We start from the raw sequence: 16532 nt of genomic DNA on the forward strand, positions 1-16532 counted from the left end.
ATCGAAGCGGGACGGGTGTCATCGCGTCATCGCCCGCAGGTGTTCCTGGGTCTCCTGGTCCTCGGAGTAGACGCAGACACCTCGCATGCCCCTGGTGAGCAGCACCTTGTAGGTGTTGCGGATCAGCCGGCCGAAGTGGAGATCGTCGGCCTTCTTCACAGCGGGATCGTGCGAGTGCCCGCGGCGCGCCTCCCAGTGGTCGCCGCGCCAGACGAAGTCGTTCCCGAAGATCACGCCCGCCCAGTCGTACTCGAACCCCTGGGCGGTGTAGATGCAGCCGACCTGTCCGAACCCGCGTTCGTCGCTGGCCCAGAAGTGCGCGGAGGGCGCGTCCGGGACCCGTTTCTCCGGTTTCACGTTCCACGGCCGGTGCCAGTCGCCGATCCGCACGTCCGGCACGAGCACCTTCGTCCCGTCCCGCGTGACCGGATCGCTCCACTTCCAGCAGTACCCGGCCGCGATGCGAGCGGTGCCACCACTTCCGGCCTGCCGGTCGAGCAGCCACGACTCCAGCTCCCGCGGCGACTCCGCGCTGCGGACCACGAACTCGTCGTCCGTGCGCGTGACCAAGGTGGACCAGGGGGTCGGCTTCCCCTTGACCCCCAGCAGTCCGGCGACCCACGCGTCGAAGAACTCGGACCCGCCGCAGCGGAACTGACCGCCGAGCTCCACCACCTCCACGGCACACCCCGCGGCCGCCGCGGCCGCCTCGATCTCCGTCCGCGATCCCATCTCGCCGGGCCGCACCGTCTGGTTCTCGTCAAGGAGGAAGACCGGTACCCAGGCGGCGTCGATCAGCTCGTCGACCTGCCTGCGCGCCTTGTCCCTGACCTCCCGCCTCGTGTAGCGGTTGAGACTGGTCTCCCTGATGCGGTGGGCCTCGTCGCAGATCAGCACGTGCAGGTCGCGCGGCTCGGCCTCCATGAAGTTGTTGAAGTACTTGAACATCTTCTGCACCCGCGGATTGCGGTGACCCGCGTGCCTGCGCATGGTGTTGGTGAACGAGCTGGACCCGGTCGCGTGGAAGACCTCCCTGCCCTGCCGCGCGAGCTCGCCGAGCAGGCTCAGGGCGATGACGCTCTTGCCGGAGCCGGGCCCGCCGAGCACGATCACCACGGTCTGGGTCCGGGAGGCCCTTGCCCTGTCCACGGCCATCGTGACCAGGCGGTACGCGACCTGCTGCTGGTCCAGGAGCAGGAACTGCTCGCGTTCCTGGATCTCCTTGGCCGCCGCGGCGAGCAGCGGCTTCGACGGGGCGTGACGCATGCCGAGGAACTCGTCCGCGGCCTGGCGGGCTCCGTCCCGCGTCGCGGAGTCGCGGTCGAGCAGCGCGCGAAGCCGGTCGACCAGCCTGCTCTTGCTGTCGAGGGTGTACAGCTCGCCGAACTCGTCGACCGCGTACTGAGAGATGCGCCAGACCCCGCTCTCGCGCGCGTTGTGCAGGTACGCCACACCGTGCACGGAATCCGGCTTTTCGGCGAGTGCCGGCGTCGAGTCCACGAGGTACTCGCAGTACCTGCGGACCTGTTCGACCGGGTGCAGCACGGGCTGGGTGTACTGGTCGATCCGCACCAGGTCCTCGCCGTACGGCTCCGCCTTCGACCACTGCTTGAGCTCGACCAGCACGTAGGACGGCGCACCGCTTCCGGGGTGCTGACCGCACAGGACCACGTCCACGCGCATCGGGCTGTGCGGCAGCTTGTGCTCCAGCAGCACCTCGACGTGGCCGAGCCCGGCGTCCACGAGGTCGGACAGGAACGCGGGCAGGCTGTTGCGCCAGGAGCGCACCTCGCCGTTGCCGACACCGGCCTCGAACTGGATCCGCGCCTGCTCCGCGAGCACGGTGTGCAGCCGGTCGGCCAAGGCGTCGGCGAGCAGCGACTCGGCGCTCTGACGGACGAGAGCCACGAATGTTCCCCCACTTGAGCATGCGGAATCCACATGCGGGTGGGGACAGCGACGAGGTGCCTGGACCAGTCACGCTCGGTGTCCGTCGGGCCGCAGCGCCGAGATTAGTCGATCTCCGGTGGTCTCAGGCCGTCATCGCGCGAAGGTCGCTTCGCAGCAAGTCCGGTTGATCTCGGACGAGGTGCGGGAAGTGATCACGATGGGGTGATCCCCGTGGTGGCGTTGATCGCCGAACGGGTCGCGTTGCGCCGATCGGCCTAATCTCCGGCCATGCGGACGAGGCTGACCCCCATGCAGCAGGCGGTGGTGGACGCCGGGCGCCCCCTGCCGCAGCTCACCGACCCGCTGGAGGTCGAGCTCCAGGTCAGTGCCGTTGCCGGGCCCTTCGCGGACAACGAGGAGCTGTGGGAGGACGTCGTCCGGCACCTGCGGGAGGTGCCGAGCCGGCGCAGTGCCGCGCTGCTGACGGCTCTCGCGCACCTGTTGCCCGGACGGCCCGGGGTGTGGGCCGGGGAGGCTGCCCGGCACCAGGAGAGGCCGCGGTGGGATCTGGGGGCGCTCACGTTCGGTGAGTGCTGGATCGGGGACCGGTCGATCGACGCGGGGTATCTGGCGTTGCTGTGCAGTTATGCGTACGGGGACGTGCCGCACGCGATGGTGTTCATGATCGACGAGGTCAGGGGGAGCCTGACGCGGCACGCGTTCCTCACTCGGCAGGCGGAGGAGGCGTTGGCCGGGTTGCGGGACGAGATGCGGTTGGAGTTGATCACTCCGGTGGCGGCGCACTGGCTGTTGAGTCGCAGTTATGACCGGTTCGAGCGGCGGCCTGGGCTCGGGGTGAGCGTGGATGTTCACCAGACGAGGTTGGTGGCGCGGCGGCGCATTGCGTTGGCGATGACTTAAGCGCGGCGCTGTGTGAAGGTTCATTCGGATGTGCGGTGTGTCTATAGCCCGATCGTGTCTAGACCATTACTGTCCGGGTGGTCGATCGCGGGGCGGAGGGAAGGTCGTGGCCGCTCGTCTCGGGCGTGATGATCAGGCCCTCAGCCGTGTTCCTGTTCGTGCGCGGCATTCATGGTGGTCGGTGGCCACTCAGCGGTTCGGGCAGACGACGGCGTTGAGCCAGTTGTTGCTGGGGGCGACGCTGGGGTTCGGCATGAGGTTCTGGGACGCGTTCCTCGCGCTCACGATCGGGGCCGTGCTGCTCAGCGTCGTGGCGGTCGCGGTGGGTGTGATCGGGCAGCGGGAAGGGCTCTCCACGGCCATCCTGAGCCGGTGGACCGGGTTCGGGCACGCCGGGTCGGCGGTGCTGGGGATGGTCATCGCGTTGTCGTGCACCGGGTGGTTCGGGGTGCAGACGGGGCTGGCCGGGGCGACGCTCGCCGCCACCGCCGGGGTGTTGCCGGTGCCGGTGTGGTCGTTGCTGTTCGGGATCGTCGTCACGGTCATCGCGGCCTGTGGCGTGCGGTGGATGGCGTGGACGTCCTATGTGGCCGTGCCCGCGTTCCTGTTGTTGCTGCTGTGGCTCGTGCTCGCGAATGTCAACGATGTCGTGCTCAGCAGTCCCGCGCCGGGTCCGGCTGTCGGGATGCTGACGGCGATCACGCTGGTCATCGGCAGTTTCGTGGTGGGGGCGGCGATCGCGCCGGACATGACGCGCTTCCACCGCAACGGGTGGGACGTCGTCAAGCAGACGGTTCTCGGGATCACGGCCGGGGAGTGGGTCATCGGGCTGGCCGGGGTGGTCCTCGCGCACGGGCTGGGCACGACGGACGTCATGGGCGTCATCAGCGAGTCGGGCGGCTGGATCGGTGCGCTGGTCGTGGTCACGGCGGTGTTGAAGATCAACGACTGGAACCTCTACTCGGCCTCGCTCGGGCTGGTGAACTTCTTCGACGCCGTGTTCGCGATCAGGATCAGCCGGACGCAGGTGACGGTGGTGGTCGGGTGCGCGGGCAGCGTCCTCGCGGCCGCGGGCATCGTGCACCAGTTCAGCCACTTCCTGGTGTTGCTGGGCGTGGTCTTCCCGCCCGTCGCCGGGATCATGCTCGCCGAGTACTACGTCGTCCGGCGGTGGCGCGGCGAGATCATCTCCACGCGGCCGAACGTGCCGCGGTCGGCGCCGTCGTGGGTGCCCGTCACGGTGGTGATCTGGCCCGCGTCGGCCGTGGCGGGTGAGCTCCTGCCGTTCGGGCAGTCCGGGGTGAACTCCCTCGTGATCGCGTTCGTGCTGTACGTCTCCGCGGGCCGGCTGGACCTGTTGAGGATGCGGACGCGGCGCGCCACCAACCGCGAGATGAAGGCCGCCTGAGGTCAGCGCAAGCCGGCTTCGTGCGCCAGCAGCCCCGCACGAGTGCGGTTGTCGCAGTCGAGCTTGGTGAGCACGTTCGACACGTACCCCTTCACGGTGGCCTCGGTGAGGTGCAGGCGGGCGCCGATCTCGGCGTTGCTCAGACCGCCGCCGAGGCACGCGAGCACCTCGGTCTCCCGTCGCGTGAGGCCGGAGATGCGGGCACGGGCGGAGTCGCCGTCGCTCGACGCGGCGACCAGGCGGCGGGTCGCCTCGGGGGACAGGACGGTGTGGCCGCCCGCCGCGACGCGCACGAGATCCACCAGATCCTCCGGGGAGGTGGACTTCAGCAGGAAACCCGCGGCGCCCGCCTTCATGGCGCGCAGGACGTAGGCGTCGACGTCGAACGTCGTGAGCGCCACGACCTTGGGCGGCGCGTCGAGTCGGGCGATGCGGTCGAGCGCGGCCAGGCCGTCCACCTCGGGCATGCGCAGGTCCAGGAGCACGACGTCGGGGCGGAGTCGCAGCACGGCCTCCACGGCCTCGGCGCCGTCGTACGCCTCGCCGACCACGGTGAGATCCGGGGCGGCGCTCAGGATCGTGCGGAGGTACGCGCAGACCATGCGTTCGTCGTCGACGAGCAGGACCGACGTCATGTCGGCACGAACGCGGGCAGGACGGCGTCCACCTCGAAGCCGCCGTCGTCGGTCGGGCCCGCGGTGAGGGTGCCGCCGACCATCTCCACCCGGCCGCGCAGGCCGAGCAGCCCGCTGCCGGAACCGGGCAGCGCGAGGTCCGGCACCGCGGACGGCCTGGTGTTGCGGATGACGGCGCGGACGCTGCTCGGTCCGCAGTGGATGGTGATCTCGGTGTGGGCGCCGGGGGCGTGCTTGTGCACGTTCGTGAGCGACTCCTGGACGACCCGGTACATCGTGCGGCGGACGGCGGGGGAGATCGTGTCGGCGTCGCCGTGTTCGGTCAGCGTGACCTCCAGGCCGGTGGCGGCCGAGTCGGCGACCAGGCGGGAGAGCCGGTCGGGCAGCACGTCGGGGATGCGGGCGGCACGGCCCGAGCGCAGCACGCCGACGAGGTCGCGCAGTTCGGCCAACGCCTGGCAGCCCGCGGTGCGCAGTTCCTCGGCGGCCTTGCGCACGCCGTCGTCCTTCGCGGCCACCCGCAACGCGCCGGCGTGCAGCACCATCAGGTTCAGCCGGTGGGTGACGACGTCGTGCATCTCGCCGGCGAGCCTGGTGCGTTCGTCGGCACGCGCCTGCTCTGCCAGCAGCTCACGTTCCCTCTCGGCCCGTTCGGCCCGCTCGACCAGCGCCTGCACGAGCCTGCGCCGCGCGCCGACGTAGAGACCGGCGAGCCCGGCGATCACGATGAGGGCGGGGCCGGTGAAGCCGTCGCCGACGTTCGGCATCGCCCACACCCCGGCACCGATCGCCCAGGTCACGGGGTGGGTGACCACGAGCCAGCGATGGCGCGGGGCGTGCGCGGCCACGGAGTACGCGGACGCCATCGAGGCGTAGGTCGGCGTGAGCAGCGCGAGGAAAGCGATTACCAGGCTCGAACCGACGGGATTCGTCCGCCGCCACCACAGCGCCACCGCCGAAAGCAGGTGGACCGCCACGTAGAACGCCACGGACGCGGCCACGAGGCGGGACGGAGCGGGCATCGTGACCTCGCGCCAAAGGCCGAGCGCTGCCACGAGCAGCACCAGTGCCAGATCCACGGCCCGTGTCACGCGAGTGACGATACTGCCGGTTTGTGCCGTGGATCACCTACTGGAGCAGGGGATCAACCCTACTTTCGCAGGTGGCGACACCCGACTTTTCCGCCTGCCGGACACGGGTGTTCGTTCGCTGCACTTGTGGGGTGAAACGAATCCACGAACTCGACGCCTTGCGCGGTTTCGCACTGGCCGGCATCACGTTCATGAACATCCTGCAGATGACCGGCATGCCCCAGCCGACGGGCCGCAACGCCGACCACCTCGACTCGTTCCTGTTCCAGATCGCGTTCGACCAGCGGTTCGCGCCGACGTTCGCGGTGCTGTTCGGCATGAGCTTCGCGCTGTTCCTGCGCGGGTCGGCGTCCACGCACCCACGGCCACGCCTGCTGCTCGCGCGACGGCTGGTGGCCCTGACATTGCTCGGCCTCGCCCACGCCTTGCTGCAGCCGGGGGAGGTGCTGCGGTTCTACGGCGTGTTCGGGCTGCTGTTCCTGGTGGCGGCGTCGTTCCTCGCGCGCCGGTGGGTGCTGTCGCTGGGAGTGGTGGCCCTGGTGGTGCCCGTGGTGCTCGCGTCGCTCAACGTCTTCCTGCTCGGCCCGTTCCCCATCCCCGGGTTGCTTCTGCTGGGCATGGCCGCGGTGCAGTACGACGTGCTGGGCCGGATGAACCGGCCCGCCGTGGTGCTGGCGCTGCTCGTGCTCGCGGTGCCCGCCGCGATCTGGCAGTTCCACGGCGGCGCGGGGCTCGCCGGGGTGAGCAGGGCGCAGCTCACCGGGCTGGTGTTCGCACCTCTGTTCGCGATGCTGTTCCTGTTGCGGCCTTGGAGGTTCTTCGAACCGATGGGGAAGATGGCGTTGACCAACTACCTGCTCGCGACTCTGCTGGTCCTCGCGGTGAGTGGAGTGGTCTCGAGCTACCTGACGCTGGTCCTCTGTGGACTCGGGATCGGGGTCGTGCAGGCGGTGTTGAGCCACTTCTGGATGCGGCGGTTCAGGTACGGGCCGGCGGAGTGGGCATGGCGGTGCGTCACGTGGTGGCGGATCATCCCCTTCGGAACAGCGCCGTCCACAGGAAGCCCTTCCCGAACGCCGGCGAGTCCCGAGGTTCCTCCTTCATCCGGCGCAGCTCGACCTCGGTGAGGTCCTGGAAGATCCAGCGCAGCTCGTCCGGGGTGTACCCGACACCGCCGGAGAGCCCCGACTGCCGGTAGAGGTCGGCATCGGGTGTGGCGGTGCCCTCCTCCGCGGTGAAGCAGGTGAGCGCGAAGTGGCCGCCGGGGACGAGCACGCGGTCGAGCAGCGCCAGGTAGCCGATGCGGCGGTGCGGTGGCAGGTGGTGGAAGCAGCCTGAGTCGTAGACCAGGTCGTAGGAGCCCTCGGTCGCGAACGCGTCGCCGTGCCGGAAGCGGACGTCCAGGCCCTCGGAGCGTTCGGTGGCCCACCTGATGGCGGTGGCCGAGATGTCCACCGCGTCGACCTCGAAGCCGTTGCGCGCCAAGAAGATCGCGTTGCGGCCGGGTCCGCAGCCGATGTCGAGAGCACGACCTGGGGTGATCACACCGCGTCGCACGTGCCCGGCCAGGTTCTCGTCCGGCTTGGCGACGAAGAACGGCACCTCGCGCGAGCGGTCCGCGTAGAAGGCGTCCCACCAGTCGCCCGCGCGGGTGGTCCAGCGGTCGGCCTCCGGAGCGAACAGGCCGTCCAGCAATGCCATGACGTCGTCGATCGTGCGCACGGTTCGCTGCACTCAAACCCCCAGGTAGATGCCCTGCGAGTATATCCGCTTGCGGCCTCGTACGGTGTATGGCAACATCGATTAGGTGATCTGCTGACCTCGCCTTCAAGCCATGTCCGATTTCCTTCGGCGGTGGGGGTCACCCATGTCAGCTCAGTTGACCATCAAGAAGATCACCAGGAACTACGCGTACAAGCGCGTGCTCGACGACGTGTCGCTGACGGTCCGGCCGGGCGAGAGGCTCGGTGTGGTCGGCGAGAACGGGTCCGGCAAGTCGACGCTGCTGCGGCTGATCGCCGGGCAGGACGTGCCGGACGACGGCGAGATCACCGTGGTGGCGCAGGGCGTCGGGTACCTCGGGCAGGTGCTCGACCTGCCGGACGACGCCATGATCGGCGATGCGGTCGACGCCGCCCTGGTCGAGTTCCGCCTGCTGGAGCAGCAGATCCAGGCGGCGGCGGAGCAGGAGAGGCTCGACGAGCTCGGGGACCTGCTGACGGCGTTCGAGCTGCGCGACGGCTACTCGGCCGACGCGCGGGTCGAGGCCGCGATGTCCGCCCTGGGCATCGGGGACCTCGGCCGCGGGCGCGCACTCGGCACGCTGTCCGGCGGGGAACGGGCCAGGCTGGCGCTCGCGGGCGTGCTGTCGGCAGAACCGGAGCTGCTGCTGCTCGACGAACCGACCAACCACCTCGACGACCAGGCGCTCGACTGGCTGGAGAGCAGGCTTCGCGCGCACCGGGGCACGGTGGTCGTCGTGACGCACGACCGGCTCCTGCTGGAACGGGTCACCACCGCGATCGCCGAGGTCGAGAACCGCACGATCACCCGCTACGGCAACGGGTACGCGGGCTACGTCGCCGAGAAGAAGGCGGCTCGGCAGCGCTGGGAACAGGCTCACGCGGAGTGGGTGGGCGAGATCGGCCACTGGACTGAGTGGCGCGGCACCACGGCGCACCGGGTCGCGCCGGGACGGGCGATCCCCGACCACAACAAGTGCAAGTACAACGGCGACGGGCGGCGCGTGCAGGCGTCGATCAGGACTCGGGTGCGCAGCGCGTCCGAACGGCTGGAGCGGCTGCGCGCCGAACCGGTGTCGAAGCCGCCGGAACCGTTGCGCCTCAACGCCCCGCTCGACGCGGCGGTGCGCGAGGGCACGGTCCTGGAGTTCGGTGGGCTGAAGGTCGGGGCAGGACAGCGGTTGCTGATCACCGGGCCGAACGGCGCCGGCAAGTCGACGTTGCTCGACGTGCTGGCGGGCGTCCGCGAACCCGGCGCGGCCGTCCGCAACGGTGTCGTCGGGTACCTGCCGCAGGAAACCGTTGTGCGCAAGCCGAAGCAGACACTCTTGAGAGCGTTCGGAGGAAGCCGCGACGAGCTCGAATCCCTGGGTCTGTTCCACGAGAACGACTTCGCGACACCGGTCGGCGCGTTGTCGGTCGGGCAACGGCGGCGGCTCGCGCTCGCCCGCCTGCTGAACCAGGAGTCCGACGTGCTGCTGCTCGACGAGCCGACCAACCACCTGTCGCTCGCTCTGGTGGAAGAGCTGGAAACCGCGCTGGGCAACTACCCCGGCGCGGTGGTCGTGGCGTCGCACGACCGGTTGCTGCGCCAGAGGTGGCAGGGAGAGGAGCTCAGAATGGTTCGTAGCAGTCGAACGTCTCGATAGAGCGGATCAGCCCGTCGCGCGTGTCCACGAACTGTGCGATGTGCGCGACGAGCTGTTTCCCGTCCCGCAGAACGCCCGTCCAGGTCAGGCGCAGGATCGCGGTGTCGCCGGAGACCAGCTCCGAGTGCACGTCGTACTTCTGCGACGACAGCAGCCCGGTGCCCTTGTCGGAGTTCGCGAGCATCTCGTCCAACGGAGACCGGGCGCCGTGCGGCTTGATCAGGTTCGGGCGCTCGACGGTCACCGCGTCGGCGGTGAACAGCGGACGCAGCTCGTCACCGGACTTCCCGGCTTCCAGGGCGCGGTGCAGGGCGTGGGCGGCTTCAACAGGAGTCATGTGCACAACCATAGTTGTACAACCTTGGTTGTCAATGTCAGGATCTGCGCCGTGGACCTGATGGACATCGACCTCGCGACACTCGCCCACCTCGCGGGCATCTCGGCGAACGACGCGATCCTCAAGCAGCTGCACGAGATCGGGCACACGGGCGTGCGCATCTCCCACGGTTACGTGATCCAGCACCTCGTCGAAGGCGAGCCGACCGTGTCCGAGCTGGGCGAACTGCTCGGCGTCACCCAGCAGGCGGCCTCGAAGCAGGTGCTGGAGCTGGAACGCCTCGGCTACGTCCAGCGCGTCGAGGACCGCGGCGACAGCAGGATCCGGCGTGCCCGGCTGACGGAGCGGGGCCGGAGGCTGGTCGAGGACAGCCGCCGGCTCCGGCGTCAGCTGGACGTGCACGGCGACGATGCCGTGAAACGGGCGTTGATCAGGTTGATCGAGGCGACCGGTGGCGCGGAGGGCGTGCGCGGCCGCCGCGTGCCTATGGCCTGAAGATCGGCTCCACCCAGTAGTTGCTCGCGTTCCACGTGTCGGTCGGGAACCCGCCGCCGTAGCGGTACACGCCCGCGTTCACCGGCAGCGTGAACGGCGTCTGCACCAGGTTGCCGGCGAAGTAGTCCTGCGTCGCCCGGTAGCCACCGGACGGCGTGTAGTACGAAACGACGTACTCGGTGCCCGGAGTCACGGGAACCGGTGTGCTGAAGGTGATCCGCTGGACGTAGGCGGCGCTGGGGGCGTCCTGCTCGGCCAGAAGCACGCCGCCGGCCCAGATCCGCGCGGTGACGGGTCCGGTGTACGAGCCGCGGTAGACGATCACGGCCGGGATCGAGCCGGCGCGGTCGACCCGGAGGCGCACGCCCAGTTCGACGGCCTCGGTGTCCGGGTCGTTGATGGTCGGGCTGTGCGTGTCGTTGAGGATGAGCAGGGTGTCGCCGTCGAGCGGTGGAACCGTCGTGCCGCCGACGTGGACCGTGCGCGAGACGGTGACCGGGCCGGTCGTGGACGCGGTGCGGGCGCGGGCCTTGATCGTCAGCGGGCCCGGGACGGAGGGCCACAGCACGACCGACCACCGTTCGCCGTGCGCGTCGACGGTGGTCCAGTTGGTGCCGTCGTCGGTGGAGAAGTCGACCTCGGTGATGCCGCCCGACTCGCCGTTGACGGCGCCGCCGATCACGAGCAACGGCTCGTTCAGCGGGACGGAGGCCTCGGCGGTGGGCGAGAAGAGCATCGCCATCGGGGCGTTCGCGGCGAGGGCCGGAGTGGGAGAGACCAGGACAAGTGCCAGCAGCAGTATGGCTAATCGTCTCATGTACGGCAGATCGTTCCCCGTAGATCCGCAGTTACGGTGATCCGCTGTTCGGTCGTGCACCCATTCGGCTGACGGTCGTACCCGTGTCCATCAGATGTCGTTGACGAGTACATGACCTGTGACAACGAAGTCCCGGTCCCTGGAGCTCAGGTCCCGGTGCGTCGTCGGCAGTTCCTCACGTTCCTGGTCGCCGCGCCGGTGCTCACCGTCGCGGTTCCCGGCACGGCCGAGGCCGTCATCCCGACACTGCCGCAACCGGCCGAGATCCTGGATCTCGGCGACGTCCTCATCCTGGCCGGCACTCCGACGGCCGGTGCGCTCGCCGTGCTCCGCGTCGGCGAGGACGGCGTCGTCACCCTCGAACTGCCTCGCGCCGAGGTCGGACAGGGCATCACCACGGCCTGCGCGATGCTCGTCGCGGAGGAGCTCGACCTGCCGCTCGGCCAGGTCCGCGTCACGCTCGCGGACGCGCGGCCCGAGCTGCTGATGAACCAGCTCACGGGCGGTTCGAACACGATGCGGTCGGTGTACGGCCCGGTCCGCCAGGCGGCGGCGGCCGCGCGGGCCAGGCTGCTCGCGGCGGCGGCGCGGCAGCACGGCGTCGCTGTCGAGCGACTGTCCACACGGGACGGCGCGGTGATCCTGCCGGACGGGCGCCCGATCGTCTACGAGCTGCTGACCTCGGCCGCCGCCCAGCTGACCGGAACCTTCGCCGCGCAACCGAAACCGGCGAGCGAGCACCGGCTCGTCGGCACCCCGCAGTCGCGCATCGACGCCCGCGCGATGGTCACCGGGCAGTTCAAGTACACCCTCGACCAGGACGTGCCCGGCGCGATGCCGACGGTCGTGCGCCGCCCGCCGACGATCAACGGCTCGGTGCGGTCGGTCGACTCGGCGGCCGCGAAGGCGATGCCGGGTGTGCTCGCGATCGGGGTCGTGCCGACCGGTGTCGCGGTGGTCGCCGAGACGTTCGGGCAGGCCATGGCCGCGCGGGACGCGCTGAAGGTCACCTGGAACCCCGGCACGATCGACGCGTTGTCGGACAAGGAGATCCGCGCGAAGCTCCAGGCGGCCACGCTGCCGTTCGTGGTGCCGCCGCTGCTGACCCAGCACCTCGACATGGAGTTCGACTTCGCGTTCGTCAGCCACGCGCCGATGGAGACGAACTCGGCGATCGCGGACGTCCGCGACGACCGGGCCGAGATCTGGGCGGGGCTGAAGTCGCCGATCGTGGCGCAGCAGACCATCGCCGCCGCCATCGGACTGCCGGAATCGGCGGTCGAGGTGCACGTCATGCAGGGCGGAGGTTCCTTCGGGCGCAGGCTCTTCTTCGACGCCGCGCTGGAGGCCGCGCAGATCTCCAAGGCGTTGCGGCGCCCTGTGAAGCTCATGTGGGACCGCAAGGACGACATGCGTCACGGCCGGGCGCGCGCCGCCAGCCACCACAAGCTGCGGGCCACGTTCGGGCTGGGCAACGTGCTGACGTTCGAGCACCGCGTGGCGTCGGTCGAGACCGACTTCCGGCACGGCCTCGGCGAGATCCTCACCGCCACCGCCGCGAAGCTGCCGGTCGCGGGCAACCTGTCGTTCGCGCAGACGGTGTTCCTCACGACGTGCAAGGTGCCGTACAACTTCGGCGTGGTGACCTCGTTGCTCAACGAGGTGCCGCTGCGCATGCACACCGGCTCGTGGCGGTCGGTGTACTCCGCGAACACCCGTGGTGCGGAAGAAGTCCTGGTCGACCAGCTCGCGAAGAAGATGGGCAAGGACCCCGTCGCGTTCCGCCGCGAGTTCCTCAAGACCGCACGCCAGCGGGCCGTGCTCAACAAGGTCGTGGCCGAGGGCCAGTGGGGCCGCTCGATGCCCCAGGGCTTCGCGCAGGGCATCGGCTTCCACGACGAGTACAAGTCGTGCACGGCCTGCCTGGTCGAGATCGACGCCCGCGACCCGCGCAACCCGCGCGTGGTCAAGGCCGTGATCGCGGTCGACGTCGGCCGCCCGATCAACCCGCGCGGCCTCGAGGCGCAGATGCTAGGCGGCCTGACCGACGCCATCTCCACCACGCTGCGCGCCGGTCTGCACATCGACAAGGGGCTTCCGCTGGAGGGCTCGTTCTCGCAGTTCCACTACGCACGGCAGAAGGACGCGCCGCTCGACGTGAGGATCCACGTGATGCCGGCGACCGGTGAACCGGGCGGCGCGGGCGAGCTGGGCGTGCCGGCCGCGGTCGGTGCCATCGCCAACGCCTACTCGCGGGCGACCGGCATCGTGCCGAGCAGCTTCCCGATCATCTTCCCGGTCGACTTCGAGCCGTTCCCGCGCTGAAGGAGCGTCCCCTGTGCCTACCTACACCATGATCGTCAACGGGAAGCCGGTCACCGTCGAGGCTCCCGCCGACATGGCACTGCTCTGGGTGCTGCGCGACAAGCTCGGCGTGCGCGGCCCCAAGTTCGGCTGCGGCATCGGCGTCTGCCGCGCCTGCACGTCCCACCTCAACGGCGCGGAGATCCAGCCGTGCGTCACGCCCGTCGCGGAGTGCTCCGGGCAGGAGGTGACCACGATCGAGGGACTGGCGTCCGGTGACGACCTGCACCCCGTCCAGGAGGCGTGGCTCGAGCAGGACGTCGCCCAGTGCGGCTACTGCCAGCCCGGCCAGATCATGGCCGCGGCGGCCCTTCTCCGGACGAAGCAGGAGATAACGGACGAGGACATCGACCGGATCGCGAACGTCTGCCGGTGCGGTACCTACTTCCGCATCCGGCAGGCCATAAAGTCGGCGGCGGCCAAGATGTGAGGTAGCCGGGGCCCGCCGGCGCAGGAGGATCCCGTGCTGGCGCTGTCCGTGTTGCTGCTGGTCGCCGTGCTCGTCTGCGCGGTCGTCCGACCGTGGGGCTGGCCGGAGGCGGCGGTCGCGGTGCCGGCGGCGGTGCTCGTCGTCCTCGTCGGTGCGCTGCCGTTCGACCACGTCGTGGACGAGGCGGTGCGGCTGGGGCCCGTGATCGGGTTCCTGGCCGCGATCCTCGTGCTCGCGCAGCTCTGCGACGACGAGGGGCTCTTCCACGCCTGCGGCACCTGGATGGCGCGCGCGTCGGGTGGCAGACCCCGGACGTTGCTGGGCGGCGTGTTCGTCACGGCCTCGGTGACCACGGCGGTGCTGAGCCTGGACGCGACGGTCGTGCTCCTCACGCCGGTGGTGTTCGCGACGGCCGCACAGCTCGGCGTCAGGCCGAAGCCGCACGTCTACGCGTGCACGCACCTGTCCAACAGCGCGTCGCTGCTGCTGCCGGTGTCGAACCTGACGAACCTGCTCGCGTTCGCGTCGAGCGGGCTGAGCTTCACGCGGTTCGCGGCGCTGATGGCGTTGCCGTGGGTCGTGGCGATCGCCATCGAGTACGTGGTGTTCCGGCGGTTCTTCCGCACCGACCTCGACGCGCCCGTGCACGCCCCGGTCACGCAGCCTCCGAGCGAGCTGCCGGTGTTCGCCCTGACCGTGGTCGGCCTGACGCTGGTGGGGTTCGTGGTCGCGTCGGCCACCGGGATCGACCCGGCGTGGGCGGCCTGCGCGGGCGCTGTCGTCATGGCCGTCCGAGCCCTCGCGACGAAGCGCACGACCGCGGTCAAGGTGGTGCGGGCGACCTCCCTGCCGTTCCTCGCGTTCGTGCTCGGCCTGGGCATCGTGGTCCGGGCCGTGGTCGACAACGGGCTGGACGACGTGCTGAGGCTCGCGATCCCGGGCGGCAACGACCTGCTGGCGCTGCTCGGAGTCGCCGCGGTCGCCGCCGTCCTCGCCAACGTGATCAACAACCTGCCCGCGGTGCTCGTGCTGCTGCCGCTGGTCGCGCCGATGGGGCCGGGCGTGGTGCTCGCGGTGCTGCTGGGCGTGAACCTCGGGCCGAACCTCACCTACGCCGGCTCTCTCGCCACGTTGCTGTGGCGGCGGATCGTGCACGACCACGACGCCGAGGTGCACCTGCCGGAGTTCACGAAACTCGGCCTGCTCGCCGTGCCTGCCACCCTGATCGGCGCCGTCGTGGCACTGTGGGCGTCCCTTCAGCTGATCGGAGGATGATCATGACGGTGGTCGTGTGGATCGCCGACGACACCTGGCAGGACTGCGTCGACGCGGCACGCGCGTACGACGACGACTTCCTGCTGCTGCACGTCAGCGACGTCGCCGGCGCGGCCCACGGCGCGTTCGCCGGGTTGTTCGGCCGCCACCCGTCGCTCGACCCCGGCACCCGCCTGGACGGGCTCGCCGCCGACCACGCCACGCACCTCCTCGACGCGGCCGCCGAACGTCTCGGGCGCCCGTGTGCGAGGGAGGCGCGCGTCGGCAGGGTCGAGCACGAAGTCGTTGCGGCGGCACAGGACGCGTCGCTGCTCGTCCTCTGTCGCGACGGCGACATGAGCCACGCCGGTCCGCGCAGCCTCGGCCCGGCGACCCGGTTCGTGGTCGACCACGCGACCTGCCCGGTGCTGCTCGTCTGGCCGACCTGACTGCTCACACGCAAACTTGCGCGCACGCACTTTTCTCGCATAGTCTGAGGCCATGCGAGCCAAGGGCATCGCGTACGACACCGGTTTCGTGCGCCACGGGGACATTTCGCTGGAGGAGTTCGACCTCGGCGAGGTCAGGCGGGACCTGACCGCGATCAGGGACGACCTGCACTGCAACGCCGTCCACCTCGTCGGGGGTGATCCGCAGCGGCTCGAGCAGGCCGCGGAGATCGCCGCCGGGCTGGGGCTGGAGATCTGGTTCTCGCCGTATCCGCTGGAGCTCACGCCGCCCGAGATCCTCGGCCTGTTCACCGACTGCGCGCGCAGGGCCGAGCGCGTCCGGCGGCAGGGCGCGCAGGTCGTGTTCGTGACGGGCGTCGAGCTCAGCATCATGAACTCGGGCTTCCTGCCCGGCGACGACGTCCTGCAGCGCCTGGGTCAGCTGCTGGGACGGCCCGAACGGATGCGGGAGGCCGGCGAGAAGCTCGGCGCGTTCCTCTCCGAAGCCGTCGGCGTTGTGCGGGAACACTTCCAGGGCAGGCTGACCTACGCCTGCATCCCGTTCGAGAACCCCGACTGGGACCTGTTCGACATCAAGTCGTTCGAGCTGATCCGGTCCGCCGAGGTCGCCGACGTCTACGCGGCGAGCATCAGGAACGTGGTGGCGCAGGGGAAACCGGTCGCCATCACCGGTTTCGGCACGGCGGCGTGGCACGGGTCGGGGGCCGTGGCGCCGCGCAGCATGGAGATCGTCGAGCACGACGAGGCCGGGTTGCCGGTCCGCGTGAAGGACGGCCACGTCCGCGACGAGGAGGAGCAGGCCACGTACCTGCGCGAGGTGCTGGAGACCTTCGAGGCCGAGGGCGTCGACAGCGCGTTCGTCTACATGTTCGCGCTCAGGAACTACACGCACCGGCCGGACGACCCGAGCCGCGACCTCGACATGGCAGGTCCCGGCATCGTGAAGGTCCTCGAGGACGGCACCTGGGAGCCCAAGGCGGCGTTCGGCGCCGTCGCCGAGGTCTACGCGCGCGTTTAACCGCTTGGCGA

Annotated in this window: 16 protein-coding genes; 10 read left to right on the forward strand and 6 right to left on the reverse strand. The window is 70.0% G+C overall.

Translation table 11 applies throughout. The features are described 5' to 3' along the window. Positions 1 to 18: 18 nt before the first annotated feature. Positions 19 to 1908, reverse strand: coding sequence for a DUF2075 domain-containing protein (locus tag IE307_RS26115; RefSeq protein WP_191301993.1), 1890 nt, complete (start codon positions 1906 to 1908; stop codon positions 19 to 21). A gap of 270 nt (positions 1909 to 2178) precedes the next feature. Here IE307_RS26115 and IE307_RS26120 point away from each other — a divergent pair, with 270 nt between their 5' ends. Both IE307_RS26120 and IE307_RS26125 read left to right on the forward strand, forming a co-directional pair. After that, the gene (locus IE307_RS26120) at positions 2179 to 2811 is read left to right on the forward strand and encodes a hypothetical protein (RefSeq protein ID WP_191301994.1); all 633 of its coding nucleotides are present in this window, start codon (positions 2179 to 2181) and stop codon (positions 2809 to 2811) included. A gap of 106 nt (positions 2812 to 2917) precedes the next feature. Next, on the forward strand, positions 2918 to 4219 hold the full coding sequence (locus IE307_RS26125; protein WP_191301995.1) for a purine-cytosine permease family protein: 1302 nt from the start codon (positions 2918 to 2920) through the stop codon (positions 4217 to 4219). Between the two features lie 2 nt (positions 4220 to 4221). Here IE307_RS26125 and IE307_RS26130 read toward each other — a convergent pair whose 3' ends face one another. Next, positions 4222 to 4854: a response regulator gene (locus IE307_RS26130; protein WP_191301996.1), complete on the reverse strand. Its 633-nt coding sequence runs from the start codon at positions 4852 to 4854 to the stop codon at positions 4222 to 4224. Further along, positions 4851 to 5945: a sensor histidine kinase gene (locus tag IE307_RS26135; RefSeq protein ID WP_229905070.1), complete on the reverse strand. Its 1095-nt coding sequence runs from the start codon at positions 5943 to 5945 to the stop codon at positions 4851 to 4853. The genes IE307_RS26130 and IE307_RS26135 overlap by 4 nt, the downstream gene beginning before the upstream one ends. Before the next feature lie 131 nt (positions 5946 to 6076). Between IE307_RS26135 and IE307_RS26140 the strand changes: the two genes are divergently transcribed. After that, positions 6077 to 7072, forward strand: coding sequence for a DUF418 domain-containing protein (locus IE307_RS26140; RefSeq protein WP_191301997.1), 996 nt, complete (start codon positions 6077 to 6079; stop codon positions 7070 to 7072). Here IE307_RS26140 and IE307_RS26145 read toward each other — a convergent pair. Further along, positions 6975 to 7667, reverse strand: coding sequence for a class I SAM-dependent methyltransferase (locus IE307_RS26145; protein ID WP_229905071.1), 693 nt, complete (start codon positions 7665 to 7667; stop codon positions 6975 to 6977). The genes IE307_RS26140 and IE307_RS26145 overlap by 98 nt on opposite strands. 145 nt (positions 7668 to 7812) lie before the next feature. Between IE307_RS26145 and IE307_RS26150 the strand changes: the two genes are divergently transcribed. Next, positions 7813 to 9336 carry an ABC-F family ATP-binding cassette domain-containing protein gene (locus IE307_RS26150; protein WP_191301999.1) on the forward strand — a complete coding sequence of 508 codons (1524 nt, stop codon included), beginning with the start codon at positions 7813 to 7815 and terminating at the stop codon, positions 9334 to 9336. On the opposite strand, the gene IE307_RS26155 is transcribed toward IE307_RS26150, so the two are convergent. Continuing rightward, complete coding sequence (locus IE307_RS26155; RefSeq protein WP_191302000.1) at positions 9302 to 9673, reverse strand: nuclear transport factor 2 family protein; 372 nt, start codon at positions 9671 to 9673, stop codon at positions 9302 to 9304. The two genes, IE307_RS26150 and IE307_RS26155, sit on opposite strands and share 35 nt — an antisense overlap. 60 nt (positions 9674 to 9733) lie before the next feature. On the opposite strand from IE307_RS26155, the gene IE307_RS26160 reads away from it, so the two are divergent. Next, complete coding sequence (locus tag IE307_RS26160) at positions 9734 to 10168, forward strand: MarR family winged helix-turn-helix transcriptional regulator (protein ID WP_229905100.1); 435 nt, start codon at positions 9734 to 9736, stop codon at positions 10166 to 10168. Here IE307_RS26160 and IE307_RS26165 read toward each other — a convergent pair. Continuing rightward, on the reverse strand, positions 10158 to 10985 hold the full coding sequence (locus IE307_RS26165) for a DUF4082 domain-containing protein (RefSeq protein ID WP_191302002.1): 828 nt from the start codon (positions 10983 to 10985) through the stop codon (positions 10158 to 10160). The genes IE307_RS26160 and IE307_RS26165 overlap by 11 nt on opposite strands. A 111-nt stretch (positions 10986 to 11096) precedes the next feature. Between IE307_RS26165 and IE307_RS26170 the strand changes: the two genes are divergently transcribed. The 5 genes from IE307_RS26170 to IE307_RS26190 are packed head-to-tail and all read left to right on the forward strand — an operon-like array spanning position 11097 to position 16521. After that, positions 11097 to 13310 carry a xanthine dehydrogenase family protein molybdopterin-binding subunit gene (locus tag IE307_RS26170; protein WP_191302003.1) on the forward strand — a complete coding sequence of 738 codons (2214 nt, stop codon included), beginning with the start codon at positions 11097 to 11099 and terminating at the stop codon, positions 13308 to 13310. Between the two features lie 13 nt (positions 13311 to 13323). Further along, positions 13324 to 13779: a (2Fe-2S)-binding protein gene (locus IE307_RS26175; protein ID WP_089922073.1), complete on the forward strand. Its 456-nt coding sequence runs from the start codon at positions 13324 to 13326 to the stop codon at positions 13777 to 13779. 33 nt (positions 13780 to 13812) lie between these two features. After that, positions 13813 to 15054 carry an SLC13 family permease gene (locus tag IE307_RS26180; protein ID WP_191302004.1) on the forward strand — a complete coding sequence of 414 codons (1242 nt, stop codon included), beginning with the start codon at positions 13813 to 13815 and terminating at the stop codon, positions 15052 to 15054. Positions 15055 to 15056: 2 nt separating this feature from the next. Then, a complete protein-coding gene (locus IE307_RS26185) occupies positions 15057 to 15482 on the forward strand; it encodes a universal stress protein (protein ID WP_191302005.1) in 426 nt (141 codons plus the stop codon). Positions 15483 to 15534: 52 nt separating this feature from the next. Next, the gene (locus IE307_RS26190; RefSeq protein WP_191302006.1) at positions 15535 to 16521 is read left to right on the forward strand and encodes a glycoside hydrolase family 113 protein; all 987 of its coding nucleotides are present in this window, start codon (positions 15535 to 15537) and stop codon (positions 16519 to 16521) included. The last annotated feature ends 11 nt before the right edge of the window (positions 16522 to 16532 follow it).

It is taken from the genome of Lentzea cavernae (assembly GCF_014653695.1).
In the GTDB taxonomy this organism is placed as follows: domain Bacteria; phylum Actinomycetota; class Actinomycetes; order Mycobacteriales; family Pseudonocardiaceae; genus Lentzea; species Lentzea cavernae.

Excerpts from the sequence above, each read along its gene's own strand:
- IE307_RS26185 (WP_191302005.1), top strand. The coding sequence starts at position 15,057 with ATGACGGTGGTCGTGTGGATCGCCGACGACACCTGGCAGGACTGCGTC.
- IE307_RS26160 (WP_229905100.1), top strand. The coding sequence starts at position 9,734 with ATGGACATCGACCTCGCGACACTCGCCCACCTCGCGGGCATCTCGGCG.
- IE307_RS26150 (WP_191301999.1), top strand. The coding sequence starts at position 7,813 with ATGTCAGCTCAGTTGACCATCAAGAAGATCACCAGGAACTACGCGTAC.
- IE307_RS26120 (WP_191301994.1), top strand. The coding sequence starts at position 2,179 with ATGCGGACGAGGCTGACCCCCATGCAGCAGGCGGTGGTGGACGCCGGG.
- IE307_RS26190 (WP_191302006.1), top strand. The coding sequence starts at position 15,535 with ATGCGAGCCAAGGGCATCGCGTACGACACCGGTTTCGTGCGCCACGGG.
- IE307_RS26155 (WP_191302000.1), bottom strand. The coding sequence starts at position 9,673 with ATGACTCCTGTTGAAGCCGCCCACGCCCTGCACCGCGCCCTGGAAGCC.
- IE307_RS26130 (WP_191301996.1), bottom strand. The coding sequence starts at position 4,854 with ATGACGTCGGTCCTGCTCGTCGACGACGAACGCATGGTCTGCGCGTAC.
- IE307_RS26170 (WP_191302003.1), top strand. The coding sequence starts at position 11,097 with ATGACCTGTGACAACGAAGTCCCGGTCCCTGGAGCTCAGGTCCCGGTG.
- IE307_RS26165 (WP_191302002.1), bottom strand. The coding sequence starts at position 10,985 with ATGAGACGATTAGCCATACTGCTGCTGGCACTTGTCCTGGTCTCTCCC.